The 14,170-nt window shown below is 68.2% G+C and carries 14 protein-coding genes; 9 read left to right on the top strand and 5 right to left on the bottom strand.

Annotated features, from left to right (window positions below; genetic code table 11):
* Positions 1 to 19 precede the first annotated feature (19 nt).
* From trpB to accD, 3 genes are read left to right on the top strand one after another with little or no spacing between them, the layout of a single operon-like run.
* A complete protein-coding gene (trpB, locus tag HBF32_RS01650) occupies positions 20 to 1,231 on the top strand; it encodes a tryptophan synthase subunit beta (RefSeq protein ID WP_166697896.1) in 1,212 nt (403 codons plus the stop codon).
* A complete protein-coding gene (gene trpA / locus HBF32_RS01655) occupies positions 1,231 to 2,055 on the top strand; it encodes a tryptophan synthase subunit alpha (RefSeq protein ID WP_166697897.1) in 825 nt (274 codons plus the stop codon). Before trpB ends, trpA begins: the two co-directional genes overlap by 1 nt.
* Positions 2,056 to 2,073: 18 nt before the next feature.
* Positions 2,074 to 2,946 (top strand): acetyl-CoA carboxylase, carboxyltransferase subunit beta, encoded by an 873-nt coding sequence (accD, locus tag HBF32_RS01660; protein WP_166697898.1) that lies wholly within the window; start codon positions 2,074 to 2,076, stop codon positions 2,944 to 2,946.
* A 139-nt stretch (positions 2,947 to 3,085) separates the two neighbouring features.
* Here the strand turns inward: accD and HBF32_RS01665 are convergent, their stop codons facing one another.
* Together HBF32_RS01665 and HBF32_RS01670 are read right to left on the bottom strand one after the other, a co-directional pair.
* Entirely contained in the window at positions 3,086 to 3,628 is a 543-nt protein-coding gene (locus HBF32_RS01665) for a phosphatase PAP2 family protein (protein ID WP_240147774.1), read from the bottom strand.
* A complete protein-coding gene (locus HBF32_RS01670) occupies positions 3,600 to 4,760 on the bottom strand; it encodes a glycosyltransferase family 4 protein (RefSeq protein WP_166697900.1) in 1,161 nt (386 codons plus the stop codon). Before HBF32_RS01670 ends, HBF32_RS01665 begins: the two co-directional genes overlap by 29 nt.
* 218 nt (positions 4,761 to 4,978) lie before the next feature.
* On the opposite strand from HBF32_RS01670, the gene gltX reads away from it, so the two are divergent.
* Genes gltX through HBF32_RS01685 form a run of 3 tightly spaced genes read left to right on the top strand, consistent with a single transcriptional unit; the run spans position 4,979 to position 7,248 of the window.
* Positions 4,979 to 6,382 carry a glutamate--tRNA ligase gene (gene gltX, locus HBF32_RS01675; RefSeq protein ID WP_166697901.1) on the top strand — a complete coding sequence of 468 codons (1,404 nt, stop codon included), beginning with the start codon at positions 4,979 to 4,981 and terminating at the stop codon, positions 6,380 to 6,382.
* A 28-nt stretch (positions 6,383 to 6,410) separates the two neighbouring features.
* Positions 6,411 to 6,731 carry a hypothetical protein gene (locus tag HBF32_RS01680; RefSeq protein ID WP_166697902.1) on the top strand — a complete coding sequence of 107 codons (321 nt, stop codon included), beginning with the start codon at positions 6,411 to 6,413 and terminating at the stop codon, positions 6,729 to 6,731.
* Between the two features lie 40 nt (positions 6,732 to 6,771).
* On the top strand, positions 6,772 to 7,248 hold the full coding sequence (locus tag HBF32_RS01685) for a transcriptional repressor (RefSeq protein ID WP_166697903.1): 477 nt from the start codon (positions 6,772 to 6,774) through the stop codon (positions 7,246 to 7,248).
* A 96-nt stretch (positions 7,249 to 7,344) separates the two neighbouring features.
* On the opposite strand, the gene HBF32_RS01690 is transcribed toward HBF32_RS01685, so the two are convergent.
* Positions 7,345 to 9,360, bottom strand: coding sequence for a TonB-dependent receptor (locus HBF32_RS01690; protein ID WP_166697904.1), 2,016 nt, complete (start codon positions 9,358 to 9,360; stop codon positions 7,345 to 7,347).
* An 87-nt stretch (positions 9,361 to 9,447) separates the two neighbouring features.
* Between HBF32_RS01690 and HBF32_RS01695 the strand changes: the two genes are divergently transcribed.
* The 3 genes from HBF32_RS01695 (at position 9,448) to HBF32_RS01705 (ending at position 11,134) form a co-directional block, all read left to right on the top strand.
* Positions 9,448 to 9,894 carry a MerC domain-containing protein gene (locus tag HBF32_RS01695; protein ID WP_166697905.1) on the top strand — a complete coding sequence of 149 codons (447 nt, stop codon included), beginning with the start codon at positions 9,448 to 9,450 and terminating at the stop codon, positions 9,892 to 9,894.
* A gap of 37 nt (positions 9,895 to 9,931) precedes the next feature.
* Positions 9,932 to 10,891 (top strand): cation diffusion facilitator family transporter, encoded by a 960-nt coding sequence (locus HBF32_RS01700; protein WP_166697906.1) that lies wholly within the window; start codon positions 9,932 to 9,934, stop codon positions 10,889 to 10,891.
* An 81-nt stretch (positions 10,892 to 10,972) separates the two neighbouring features.
* Positions 10,973 to 11,134 carry a 30S ribosomal protein THX gene (locus HBF32_RS01705; protein ID WP_166697907.1) on the top strand — a complete coding sequence of 54 codons (162 nt, stop codon included), beginning with the start codon at positions 10,973 to 10,975 and terminating at the stop codon, positions 11,132 to 11,134.
* An 826-nt stretch (positions 11,135 to 11,960) separates the two neighbouring features.
* Here the strand turns inward: HBF32_RS01705 and HBF32_RS01710 are convergent.
* Positions 11,961 to 12,707 (bottom strand): class I SAM-dependent methyltransferase, encoded by a 747-nt coding sequence (locus tag HBF32_RS01710; protein WP_166697908.1) that lies wholly within the window; start codon positions 12,705 to 12,707, stop codon positions 11,961 to 11,963.
* Positions 12,708 to 12,730: 23 nt separating this feature from the next.
* A complete protein-coding gene (locus HBF32_RS01715; protein ID WP_166697909.1) occupies positions 12,731 to 14,131 on the bottom strand; it encodes a hypothetical protein in 1,401 nt (466 codons plus the stop codon).
* Between the last annotated feature and the right edge of the window lie 39 nt (positions 14,132 to 14,170).

The raw sequence follows: 14,170 nt of genomic DNA on the forward strand, positions 1-14,170 counted from the left end.
TCAAGCTGACGAGAAGGCAATGACCGAGATCGCGGATTTCCACGCCTGGCCCGACGCGCACGGGCGCTTCGGCGAGTACGGCGGTATCTATGTCGCCGAGACGCTCATGGAACCGCTGGCGGAACTCACCGCCGCGTACGAGAAACTTCGCAGGGATCCGGCGTTCATCGCCGAGCTGGACCGCGACCTGAAGTACTACGTGGGCCGGCCCAGTCCGGTCTACCACGCCGAGCGCCTGTCGAAGCACATCGGCGGTGCCCGCATCGTGCTGAAGCGGGAAGACCTCAACCACACCGGCGCGCACAAGATCAACAACACCGTGGGCCAGGCGCTGGTCGCCCGGCACATGGGCAAGACACGCATCATCGCCGAGACCGGCGCGGGCCAGCATGGTGTCGCCAGCGCCACCGTGGCCGCGCGCCTGGGCCTGAAGTGCGTGGTCTACATGGGCGCGGTGGACATCGAGCGGCAGAAGATCAACGTCTACCGCATGCGCCTCCTCGGTGCCGACGTGGTACCCGTGACCTCGGGGTCGAAGACCCTGAAGGACGCGCTCAACGACGCCATGCGCGACTGGGTCACCAACGTCGCCGACACGTTCTACATCATCGGTACCGTTGCCGGCCCGCATCCGTATCCGCAGATGGTGCGCGACTTCAACGCCATCGTCGGCCGCGAGGCGCGCGAGCAGGTCCTCGAGCAGTTCGGTCGCCTGCCGGACGTGATCACCGCCGCCGTGGGCGGCGGCTCGAACGCCATCGGCATGTTCCACGCCTTCCTCAACGACCGCGGCGTGCGTCTCGTGGGCGCCGAGGCGGCGGGCGAGGGCATCGCCACCGGCCGCCACGCGGCCTCGCTCGCCGCCGGCAAGCCGGGCGTGCTGCACGGCAACCGCACCTACGTGCTGTCGGATGCGAACGGCCAGATCGTCGAGACGCATTCGGTGTCGGCCGGTCTCGATTACCCGGGCGTGGGTCCGGAGCATGCGTTCCTGAAGGACGCCGGTCGCGCCGAGTATGTCGGCATCACCGACGACGAAGCGCTGGAAGCCTTCCACCTGCTGGCGCGCACCGAGGGCATCCTTGCCGCGCTGGAATCGAGCCACGCCATCGCCCAGGCGATCAAGCTGGCCCGCGAACTGCCGAAGGACGGACTGGTCCTCGCCAATCTTTCCGGGCGTGGCGACAAGGACGTGCACACGATTGCCGCGCGTGAAGGAATCGAACTCTGATGAGCCGCATCGACCGCCGCTTCGCGGCGCTGAAGTCCGCCGGCCGCACCGGCCTGGTTCCGTTCGTCACCGCCGGCGACCCGTCGCCGGACGGCATGGTGGACCTGCTCCACGGCCTCGTCGCCGCGGGTGCGGACCTGATCGAACTCGGCGTGCCGTTTTCCGATCCGATGGCCGACGGGCCCGTGATCCAGCACGCCAGCGAGCGGGCCATCGCCAAGGGCGTGGGCCTCGCCAACGTCCTGGCCTGGGTCGCCGCCTTTCGTGAGACGGACGCGGAAACACCCATCGTCCTCATGGGTTACCTCAACCCGGTCGAGATGTACGGTTATGCGGCGTTCGCCGAAGATGCCGTCGAAGCGGGTGTGGATGGCGTCCTGATGGTGGATTGTCCGCTGGAGGAAGCGCACGTCCTGGAGCCGCTGCGCCAGGCCGGCCTCCAGCAGATCCTGCTCGCTTCGCCGACCACCGCCGAGGCCCGTCTGGCAGGGCTTTGCGAGGCCGCGGCGGGCTTCCTGTACTATGTATCGTTCGCCGGCATCACCGGCGCGGCCCAGCTGAGCACCGGCGACATCGCCGGGCGCGTCGCCGACATCCGCGCGCGGTCGAAGGCGCCGGTCGCCGTCGGCTTCGGCGTACGCGACGCCGCGAGTGCCAGCGCGATCGGCGAATTCGCCGACGCCGTGGTCATCGGCAGCGCCCTGGTCGACCGCCTTTCCGGTGCGGTCTCGGCCGAGGATGCCGTCGGCAGGGCACGGGATTTCCTTGCGCCGATCCGCGCAGCGCTCGACGCGCGCTGCATCGGCGTTGGGAGTGGGACGTAAGACTTTCGGAGAGACACGATGAACTGGCTGCAGAAGATCATGACGCCGAAGACCCGCGCACCCGCCGCGGCCGGCGGCAAGGGCAAGGTGCCCGAGGGCGTGTGGGAGAAGTGCGCCGGTTGCGGCACCGTGCTTTACAAGCCCGAACTCGAGAAGTCGCTGATGGTGTGCCCGAAGTGCGGCCACCATCACGCCATTTCCGCGCGCGCGCGTCTCGGCGCCTTCTTCGACGAAGGCAGCACGACCGAGCTGTGGCCGAAGATGGAGGCGGTGGACGCGCTGAAGTTCAAGGACCAGAAGAAATACAAGGACCGCGTCGTCGCGGCGCAGAAGAACACGGGCGAGAAGGACGCGCTGATCGCGATGTCCGGCCGCCTGCTGGAGCGTCCGGTGGTTGCCGTGGCCTTCGAGTTCGCCTTCATGGGCGGTTCGATGGGCTCGGTGGTGGGCGAGAAGTTCGCCCGTGCGGCCGAGAAGGCGCTGGCCGAGAAAAGCGCGCTGGTCTGCTTCTCCGCCACCGGTGGCGCACGCATGCAGGAAGGCCTGTTCTCGCTGATGCAGATGGCGAAGACGTCGGCCGCGCTGGCGCGCATGCGCGACGCCGGCGTACCTTACATTTCCGTGCTCACGCACCCCACCACGGGTGGCGTGTCGGCGAGCCTTGGCATGCTGGGCGACATCAATGTCGCGGAGCCGAAGGCCTTGATCGGCTTCGCCGGCCCGCGCGTCATCGAGCAGACGGTACGCGAAACGCTGCCGGAAGGCTTCCAGCGTTCGGAATTCCTCGTCGACCATGGCGCGGTGGACGTCATCGTCGACCGCCGCGAGATGCGCGACAAGCTGGGCGCGATGCTCGGCCTGCTCGAAAAGGCCCCCCGCGCGGCAGCGTAACGCCACCGCGCCTCCGCCCCGGCGCACGCCGGGGCCGGCCATCCTGGCCGGCGCCCGTGCGGGGTCTTTTCCGCCCGCCCTCGACTCCAGACATCGCGGCGAGGGGTCAGCCGGCCGATCCGCGGGCTGAGTTCATGGGTCAGAGCAGCGCACGCTCCATCCACAACGACAGGGTGCCGAGGCCGCCGCCGATGGCGGTGGCGGCGAGCACGTCGCTGGGGTAATGCAGGCCGAGGATCACGCGCGAGGCGCCGACGAGCGCGGCGAAGCCGATCAGGAACGGTGCCAGCATCGGGTAGTGCGACACGGCCACCACGGTGAACGACACCGCCTGCAAGGTATGGCCGGACGGGAAGCTGAACTCGTCCAGCGGTGGCACGTGGGCGATCACGCCGGGGCAGGTGCGGAACGGTCGCGGGCGGCGCGTCCAGCGCTTCAGCACGCGGTAGAGCATGAGTGCGGTAAGTCCGGTGATCGCCATCTGCACGGCGACGGATACGCCGCGCCAGCCGCCGACGACGGCGATGACCGTCATCAGCGAATACCAGAAGACGCCGTCGCCGAGCCGGCTGATGGCGCCGAAAAAGACGCCGATGGCGCGCCGCGCGCCCCAGCGGTTGGCGGCGACGCACATGCGGCGGTCGAGGCTCGCCCTACGCGGCGACGGCGGTGCTGCGCTCATGGACATGCTCCTCGGCGAGTGATTGCATGATCGATTCGAATTCGGAGACGACGGAATCGGGCGAGAGGCCCGCCACGGAAGCGCGTGCCGCGGTACCCATGGCCGCGCGTACCGCGCGGTCGGCGCCGAGCGCGGCGGCGCGCTCAACGAGGCCGCCCTCGTTGCCCGGTGTCACGCGAATGCCGTTCTGCCCGTTGCGGATGAATTCGCGGGCGGCGGCTTCCGCGTAGGCGACCACGGGAACACCTGAGGCCATGGCTTCGAGCACCACGTTGCCGAAGGTTTCGGTGAGGCTGGGGAAGACGAACAGATCGGCGCTCGCGTAGTGGGCGGCGAGATCGTCGCCGCGGCGCGTGCCGGCGAAGACGACATCGGGATGCGCGGCCTCGAGCCCCGCCCGGCCGGGGCCGTCGCCGACGATCACGCAGCGCGCGTCGGGCACGCGGCGGGCCAGCGCGCGGTAGGCGTCGATCGTCACGTCCAGGTTCTTCTCGGGCGCGACGCGGCCCACGCAGATCACCACCGGCGTGTCCGGACCCGCGCCCCAGGAGGCGCGCAGGCCTTCGTCGCGGCGCTCGGGATGGAAGCGCAGCGTGTCCACCGCGCGACGGAGCACGCGCACGTCGTGCACGCCCATGTCGTTGAGCTCGGTGGCGAGCTGGGCGGTGGGCACGAGGGTCGTCTGCGCGCGCTTGTGGAAGCGCCCGAGGTAATGCCGGACGAGTGGCGTGAGCGCGCCGAAGCCGTAATGGCCTACGTAGAAATCGAAGCGGGTGTGGAAGCCCGTGGCGACCGGGATGCCCAGGCGGCGTGCCGCGCTGACGGCGCTCCAGCCCAGGGGGCCTTCCGTGGCCACATAGACGGCATCCGGCCTTTCGGCGCGCCAGCGGCGCTCGATGCGGAGGCGGGAGGGAAGGCCAAAGCGGAGTTCCGCGTAACGCGGTACCGCGGCGCCTTCGACGGCCAGCACGTCCATGCCGGCGTCCGCGAGTGGCGGGGTCGACGGGTGGATCGGCCGGATGAGGTCGACCGTATGGCCGCGGCGGACCATGCCGCGGGCTAGCGACTGGACGGTGAGGGCGACGCCGTTCACGTCCGGTGCGTAGGTCTCGGTGACGATGCCGACTCGCATGGCGGTGCCCCTCTGGCCTGGCTTGACGCATGGTCGCGCGGGGGCGTGTCGCGGCGGTTATGGTCCTATGACCGCGGCATGACAGCCGACCTGTGGGAGCCGCTTCAGCGGCGATCCCGCGGCAGAGGGCCACCTTGCGGCAAGCTCCCATCGCCGCTGAAGCGGCTCCCACATAAAGCCGGTAAAATGGCTGGCTTGTCCGTTCGATGAATCCCACGATGACCGTTCGCACCCGCTTCGCCCCCAGTCCCACCGGTTACCTGCACATCGGCGGCGCCCGCACGGCGCTCTACTGCTGGCTGGAGGCCCGTCGCCTCGGCGGTACCTTCGTGCTGCGCATCGAGGACACCGACCGCGAACGTTCCACCCAGGAGGCCGTGCAGGCCATCCTGGATGGCATGGCCTGGCTGGGCCTGGCCCACGACGAGGGTCCGTACTACCAGACCCTGCGCATGGATCGTTATCGCGAGGTGGCCGACCAGCTGCTGCGCGAGGGCAAGGCGTATTACGCCTACGAGACGAAGGAAGAGATCGAGGCCATGCGCGACGCGGCGATGGCCGCGGGTGTGAAGCCGCGCTACAACGGCTACTACCGCGACCGCAACGAGCCGTACCGCGACGATCCCAACCGCGTCATCCGCTTCAGGAACCCGACCTCGGGTTCGGTGGTGTTCGACGACAAGGTGAAGGGGCGCATCGAGTGGTCGAACGAGGAACTCGACGACCTCGTCATTTTCCGTTCCGACGGTTTCCCTACCTATAACTTCGCCGTGGTGGTCGACGATATCGACATGGGCATCACCGAAGTGATCCGTGGCGACGACCACGTGAACAACACGCCGCGCCAGATCAACATCTATAAGGCGCTGGGCGCGCCCGTGCCGGCATTCGCGCACCTGCCGATGATCCTCGGTCCGGACGGCCAGAAGCTCTCGAAGCGCCATGGCGCGGTGAGCGTCATCCAGTATCGCGAAGAGGGCTTCCTGCCGCACGCGCTGCTCAACTACCTCGTGCGCCTCGGCTGGTCGCATGGCGACCAGGAAATCTTCTCGCGGGAGGAGATGACGGCGTTGTTCGACATCACCGATGTCAACAAGGCGGCCGCGCGTTTCGACCTGACCAAGCTGGCGTGGCTGAACCAGCATTACCTGAAGACGGACGATCCGGCGATGCTCGGTCCCGAGCTGGCCTGGCACCTCGGCAGGATCGGCATCGACGCGACGAAGGGCCCCAACCCCGCCGACGTCGTCGTGGCCCTGCGCGACCGCGTGCACACGTTCAAGGAAATGGCCGAGCGCGCGAAGATCTGGTACGGGCCCATCGTCGAGTGGGACGGCAAGGCCGTCGAGAAGCACCTGCGCAACGACACCGCGCCGAAGGCCCTCGAGGCTGCGAAGGTGGAGCTTGCCGCTCTGCCGGAATGGACGCCCGAAGCGGTGCATGCTGCCGTGGAGCGTGTTGCCGCCTCGTTGGAACTGGGCCTGGGCAAGGTCGCCGCGCCGTTGCGCGTGGCGATGACGGGCACCCAGGTGTCGCCGTCGATCGAGCACACCATCTATCTCGCCGGCCGCGAAGCGGCTCTCGGCCGCATCGACGAAGCGCTGGGTCGTGCCGCCGGATAACGGCTCCCTCTTTGGAAGGTAGGAGATCGTGGACGAGCTGCTTGCGAAGGCGATGCAGGGTATCGATCCCGCCGAACCGGGCGCCTTCCTGCGCATCGTCATGAATCTCATGGCGCTCGTGCCCTGGGGGCAGATGCTCGTCTGGCAGGTCGTCTTCGTGGCGGTCGGTGCGCTGTTGGGCTGGTGGCGCGGACGGTTGAAGGCCGGTATCGTCGCTTCGCTCGTCCTGGGGCCGCTGGGCTGGTTCGTGCCGTTCTTGCCGCGGCGGACACCGCCGCCCCTGCCGCCCGTCCAAACCTCCGCCGGACAGGGCCTTCCGCCGCCCTTGCCCGGGTCGAAAAAGCGCTGAACTGTCCTCATGTTAGGATGACGGGTACGAGGATATCGATGTGACCACCGCCGCTCACCGCCACCATCATCAGCATCACGACGACGCCCACGGCTTCGTCGCGGCCGTTGAGCAGGCGTCTTCCGAGCGCGGCCTGCGCCTCACGCCACTGCGTCGCGAAGTGCTCGAGCTGGTTGCCGGGGCCGGCAAGCCGGTGAAGGCGTACGACCTGCTCGACCGCCTGCGCGAAAAGCACGGCAACGCGGCGCCGCCCACGGTCTATCGCGCGCTCGATTTCCTGCTCGAGAACGGCTTCATCCACAAGCTGGAATCGATCAACGCGTACGTGTCCTGCCACCATCCCGAGGAAGCGCACCAGGTGCCTTTCCTCATCTGCGATACCTGCCATTGCGCGCAGGAAGTATGCGACGAACGCGTCGCCGAATTGATCGAGGCGCAGGCGAAAGCCTTCGGCTTCCGTCCGCAGGCGCAGACCCTCGAAGTGCACGGCACCTGCAAGAACTGCCGCGAGGCCTGAAAGCATCTTTTGTAGGAGCCGCTATAGCGGCGAGAAAACCTCGCGACGGCGCCGCAAGATTGCCCTCGCCGCTATAGCGGCTCCTACACCGTTTGCTTAGAAGTAGGCGCGAAGTCCTACCGAAACATTCCGCCCCGGCAACGGCGCCGCGTCCTTGAACAGGGACGTGGCCGGCCGTGCCGTCTGGTTGGTGAGGTTGTTGCCGTCCACGAAGGCTTCCCACTGGCTGCGGTCGTCGTTGACGAATGTCCAGGCGAAGTGCGCATTGACGAGCGTGTAGCCGGCCGTATCCGTTTCGAACGCCGCGACCTTGTCCTGCTTCATGTAACGCACGGCGCCCAGGCTGGCGCGAAGGCTGTCGGCCTTCCAGCTCAGGGTGGAACCGATGCGCCCGGCGGGAATGCGCGGCACGTTGCCGCCGCCGTCGGACAGCGTGGCGCGCACGGTGTCGCCGAACACGCGCAGGTCCCAGTTGCCCGAGGTGCCCTTCGCGAGGTGGAAAGTCGCTTCCGCCTCGGCGCCGCGGAAAGCGGCGTCGTTCTGCGACCAGATACGCACCGGCAGGTCGTCCCTGATCTCGCCCGTGTCGGCGAGATAGATGAAGTTCTTGTACTTGTTGTAATACACGGCCACCTTGCCCTCGACGATGTCGCCGTGGAAGTGCAGGCCGAGTTCCGCCTGGTTCGATTTTTCCTTCTGCAGGTCGCTGCTGCCTATTTCGAAGGTGTTCGATGCGTCGTGCGGACCGTTGGCGAAGAGTTCTTCCTCCGACGGCGCGCGTTCGGCGTGATCGAGATTGAGGGACAGGTGCCACTGTTCGGCGAAGCGCCACGCGATACCCGCCGAGAAGCTGTTGGGTGCGAAGTCGCGCTTCGGTCCGTTGTCGGGATCCACGCTCTGCGTGTCGTGGCGCGCACCAAGCTCGAGCTTCACCGGTCCGAAATCGCGCTGCTCGGTGAGGAATACGCCCACGCCGTCGGTGGCCGTGGCCGGTACGAAGGTTTCGTCCCCGACGGCGGAGAACTGGCGATGCTGGGTCTGTACGCCGAACGCGCCGTTCCATCCGGCGATCGGCTCGTGGGTGACGATGAGGCGGCCCTGGTTGCTCGTGGTCGCGAACGTGGTACCCGGCACGTCGCCGTCGAATTCGACATGCTGGTAGGCACCGTGACCGAGGCTGAACTCGATCTTGTCGATGCCGTCGAACGGCTTCACCAGTCCGCCCTTCAGCGTGTAGTTGGTCTGCGCCATCTTGATGTGGACGGGATCCTCGCCGTCTGCCGGGTCGCCCGGTTCGGCGGGGCTGCCGTAGAGGTCGAGGAAGCGCGACACCGACATGCCGAGGTAACCCCAGGTGCCGAGCAGCGACGCGCCGACCGATCCCGAGCTCGTCTTCACGGCGCTGTTCGCGAGCGTGCCGCCGGGGATGTCGTAATCCTCGTTGTCGCGGTGCATGCCGTCCACGTGGATGGCGAATCTGTCGTTGCCCGCATCGAGCCGGAGCAGGCCGGTCCTGCCGTCGGAAACGGAATCGTGGCGGACCTCCGCGCGGCCCGTGAAACCGTTGTCCGGCGCCTTCTCGGGCACGCGCCCGTCGACGACGTTGACCACGCCGCCGATGGCACCCGAGCCATAGAGCAGGGTGGCCGGGCCCTTGAGCACCTCGATCTGGTCGGCGAGGAAGGGCTCCAGCGTGACCGCGTGGTCCTGGCTCACGTTCGACACGTCCTGCGAGGAGAGTCCGTTCTCGAGCACCGCCACGCGGGGACCGTCGAGGCCGCGGATCACCGGGCGGCCCACCGCGGTACCGAGCGCCGAGGTCTGCACGCCGGGAATGGAGGAGACGGTTTCGCCGAGCGAAACGCCCTTCGCGTCGTCCAGGGCCGAACCGGCCAGGACCGCCACGGGCGCCACGATCTGGTCGGCGTTCTGGCCGAGGGGGACCGCGTTCACCACGATGGCATCGAGCTTCTCCGCGCCTTTGCGGCTCTTGCCCTGGGCATGCTTCGTGCCTGTCGCCGGGCTGCTTTCCTGGGCAAGGTCGTCGGCACTGGCGGGCTGGGCGGCGCCGAAGGTGGCGGCCAGGGCCAGGGCGATGAGGGTTCTGCGCATCGGGGTGGAACTCCATGTTGGGTTTTGCAATGTTATAAAGTATCATTGCTTGCCTCCACCCGTGCAAATAGTCACGCTATGGCCCCCATGACCGATCCCGTCCCCGATCCGGAAACGCCTCGCCGCTGGTGGCATGTCGCCGATCGGCTCGGTGCGACCGCCTCGTTCCTCTGCGCCATCCATTGCGCGGCGCTGCCGTTCGTCATCGCGCTGCTGCCCCTGGTCGGGCTGTCGTTCCTTGCCGACCATCGCTTCGAGGCGGGGTTCGTCGCCTTCGCTTCCGTGCTGGCAAGCGTGGTCCTCGTCTCGGGCTACCGCCGTCACCGCCGGCGCCTGCCGTTGCTGTTCGCCGTTCCCGGGCTGACGTTGCTGATGCTCGGCGTCACCTTCCTGCACACGCATTCGCTGCTCGTGCACAGCGTGCTGGTGACCTGCGGCGGTCTGCTCGTCGCCGCGGCGCACTTCGTCAACCTGCGTGTCGACCGCAGCGGGCATGCCGGCCATATCCACGGGCCTTCCTGCGTCCATCCGTGATTGTGTAACCGCGACGCGATTCCCTAGCCTTCGTTCCATGGCACACGACCACGCCCATTCGCACGCCCGCCCGCATCGCCACGACCACGGCCACGTGGCCGGAAGCAGCGAAAAGAAGCTGCTGTTCGCGTTCGTCCTGACCTTGCTCATGCTCGTGCTCGAGGCGGCGGGCGGCCTGGTGTCGGGTTCGCTGGCGCTGCTTGCCGACGCCGGCCACATGCTGGTCGACGCGCTGGCGCTCTTGCTGGCGTTCCTGGGTGCCCGCTTCGCGGCACGCCCGGCCGACGCCCGACGTACGTATGGCTATGGGCGCATCGAGGTGCTCGCGGGTTTCGTGAACGCGCTGACCCAGTTCGCGCTCGTCGGCTTTATCCTGTACGAAGCGGTGCAGCGCCTGTTTTCGCCGGAACCCATCCTCTCGGGCGTGATGCTGGTCGTGGCGGTGCTGGGCCTTGTCGCCAACCTGGTGGTGCTGCGTACGCTGCACGGCCACGATCCCGACGACGTCAACGTCGCGGGGGCGAGCCTGCACGTGCTTGGCGACCTGCTCGGTTCGGTGGGCGCGGTGCTGGCCGCGCTGGCGGTGCGCTGGCTGGACTGGAACTGGGCGGATCCGGTGCTTTCGATCCTGGTGTCGCTGCTGATCCTGCGCAGTGCCTGGTCGCTGGTAAGGCGCTCGGGCCACATCCTCCTCGAAGGCACGCCCGAAGGTGTCGACCTGGCCGTCGTGCAGCGCGAACTGCACGCCGCCGATGCCGGTATCGTGGACATCCACCACGTGCACGTCTGGCAGGTGACGGCCGGCTCACGCATGGCCACCCTGCATGCGGAACTGGCCCCCGGCGCCGAACAGGCCGACCAGGCCCGTGTGCTGGCCGCGATCAAGCGGATGCTGAGCGACCGATGGCGCGTCGAGCATGCCACCGTCCAGTTCGATCCGGGCCCCTGTCCCGATGAGGGAGAGGGCTGCGCAAAGGGCGGCCGGCACGTACACTGAACGGCTCCACTTGCGCTTTGCGCGGCCGCTGATACGATGGCCGGCCGTTCCTATCCATCATTACGAATCAAGGAGTTTCCCATGGGCAAGGGCGACCGCCGCACCCGTCGCGGCAAGATCAACCGTTCCAGCTATGGCAATGCCCGTCCGCACATCGACGTCGTCACCGGCGCCGCTGTCGCGAAGCCGGCCGCTGCCAAGCCGGCCGCCGCCAAGAAGGCCGCACCGCGTAAGAAGGCCTGAGTCTTCCATCGCGTGAGACGAAAAGCCCCGCTTCGAGCGGGGCTTTTCTTGGTTCATCGCGGAAGTCCGGGGACGCATGCCGCATGCATCGGTGCATTCGCCAAGGCGAATGCATGTAGCCAGCGGCTGGCGCCGCCGCTGCTCGGGCGGTAGGGCCAGAGCCTTCGGTGTCCACCCTCGCTGCTCAGACAGGTCCTCCGCGTTCGTATCGGTGGGGCCGCTTGCGCGGCCCGTTTACCTATCTGGCCTTCGGCCGCTCACTTGTGCGGAACTCGCCTCGAGGGTGGACACCGAAGACTCCCCCGATACATGAGGTGCGTGTCCGGAGAGCAGCACCGCACAAGCCGGCAGCCGCTGCTCATGCGACAGCATCGCATCGCCTCGGTCCGGTAGCGCCGGTCAGGCCTTTCGTGACGCCGGGCCACCCCTTGTCGGGCATCTTTCGCCTGAAGCCGTGCGCGTGCAGGCCACCGTCTCGAACGCCCGCCGCTCTCCCGTCACGCGCACGCGCCGCCCGGGAGGGTCCTTGGTGTCCGCCCTCGAGGCGAGTTCCGCACAAGTGAGCGGCCGCAGGCCAATAAGCACATGGGCCGCGTCAGCGGCCTTCCTTTACGAACGCGGAGGACCTGTCTGAGCAGCGAGGGTGGGCACCAAGGGCCCATGCCAAGCGCTAAGGTGCATAGCGCTTTGGCGACTCGATGCTCGTGAACGCCGGGACGAGCTCGGGGAAACCACAACCGTCGAGCCGAAACATCTGTTGCCCCCGGTAATCCGTGAAGAACCTTTTTCTTTGGGCCGGCCATCCGCACACGGTGCCGGTGCGGGGTCAGAGTTCGAGGCGCTCCGCGAATTCGAAGCGGCTGTCGGCCGGCGCTGCGACGACGTTTTGCTGGACCATGCCCGGGAAGATGTTCGTGCCGACGCCGGCGTGGTTCTCGCCGTTGAAGAGATAGGGTACGTGCGACCACGCGCGGTAGCCCTGCGCCTTGATCGCCTCGACTTCCGCCTGGGCGGCATCCATGCCGGACAGGCGCGCGTAGATCAGCGGCCGGTGCGCGCGGATCGTGTCGCCCGCACCTGCCAGGATGTCGACGAGCGCGTAAGGCTGGTTGACCTTGAGCAGGTGCAGCGCATCCAGTTTCAGGCTGTCGACGGTGGCGACACGCACTTTTTCGTCGGTGCCGGGACGGTGTCCCGGAAGCAGCGAGCCGAGCGACGAGGTGCCCTTGCCGCGGCCGAGCCAGACGGGATGGGTGAACACGTTCGCGAGCCCGTTGATCGCCACGTTCGCGCAGGCCTGCTGGAATGGTATGCGGCGCGGCTCGGCCACATGCACCTCGCCCTGCGGGCCCACCGCCTGCGCCATCCACAGCGCATGGGCCGCGAAATCGGCGCCGAATTCGAGCACGGTCTGCCCTTCCTCGATCAATCCGCTCAACAGGAGGGTCTCATGTTCGGCCCATTCGCCGTAGAGCTCCAGGGAGCGCGCCACCGCGTTGTCCGCGGCGACGGCGGCGGCGATGCCGTAACGGGTGGGCCAGAAGGGCTGGGCGGTATCGCGGGAAGGTTTCATGCGTGGGGACTCGCGTTCGTGGTTCATAGGGTGGAGCGGGCGATGGCGAGGCGGCGCAGCGATTTCATGAGCCGTTCGTCGTGTTCTTCCGTGCCGGTCCAGTGCCGGCAGGCGTTGCGCCAGAGCGCGAGGACCCGATCGTCGGCGTCGCCGTCGCGCCAGATGGATTCGCACAGGGCCGCCGCTTTCGCAGGGGCGCCGTCGCGCAGGTGCGCTTCCGCGAGGGCGACGCGCGCCGCGGGCGCGAGTGGGCCGCTGGCTTCCAGGCTGCGCCCGAGCGAGGCGGCGACCCCGTCTTGTCCGGCGTGGTCGGAGAGCGTTTCGTAGACCAGCTGGATGTCGAGCCGGCAGGCGAGGGCATCGATACGGCATGCGGCGTCCTGTTCGGCGAGGAACGCATGCATGAGGGCGTGCGCGCACGCGTCGGCCGCCTCGTCCGGTGGCAGCAACCGTGCCCGTTGCAGCGCGGTCCGTGCGACGAGCAGGGCGGTTTCCGCGTCCGCGGCCCGCGCATGCGCCGCGTCGAAGAGCGCCTGTGCGCGATCGAGTTCGGGCAGGGCGATCGACGCCTTGACCAGCTGCGCACGGCGCAGGCAGATCTCGCCCTTGCGCCGTAGCGCGCGTGCGTCCGCACCGGGTCCGGAAGCGCCGAGGCGTTCGCAAAGCCGCTCCGCTTCCGCGAGCCGCGTGGCGGCGGCGTCGCCACGCACCCATGTGGCCCACGCCAGTTGCGCATCGATGCGGGCGTCGACGACGGCGGGTGCATCCGCGTCGGGATGCCCGGCGACCTCGGACAGCAGGTCGCGCATGGCGAAGAGGCGCGAGGGGCCGGAAAGTTTTTCCACCTCCGCGAGGCGGCTCCGCAGCGATTGCGCAAGGGCGGGCACCCGCGCGTTCATGGCCGGTACCAGGAGGTCCACGGGTTCCGGTTTCATGGGCACGCCCATCGTTTCGAACGACGAACTGCGGTAGATCCATGTGGGCTGCACGGGCGCGGGCGGCTGGGCGTCGGCCGGCGGTTCGGCGAAGCAGACCGCGATGGAGGGCGGTTCGCAAACCGGCATGGCACGGCGTTTCCTCCGCCGCCAGGCGAACATGACGAGCGCGGGCATCGCGAGGCCGCCGGCCACGCCGATCGCCAGCGTCGCAAGGAGCGAATGCGACGCATCGTTGTCGGGAGGCGTTTCCCCGGCCGGTGGCATCGCGGGAGCGGCGGACGGCGCGGTCGGCATCCTCGCCGGTTTGTCCGCTTCCATGGCGTCGAGCATGCGCGACACGTCGCGCATCTGCCGCGCGCGCTTGGCGCGTTCTTCCTGCTGTTGTTCGCGTCCGCCGCAGGCGGCCAGCGCGCAGGCCAGCATCGTGCTGGCGACAAGGCGCGCGATGACGCGTCCCTGCGCGAGGGACGGCGATGAAACCTTCAACGAAATTCCTCAGCGTTTGCGACAGGCAAAGCGCCGACG

The organism is Luteibacter yeojuensis (assembly GCF_011742875.1).
GTDB lineage: Bacteria > Pseudomonadota > Gammaproteobacteria > Xanthomonadales > Rhodanobacteraceae > Luteibacter > Luteibacter yeojuensis.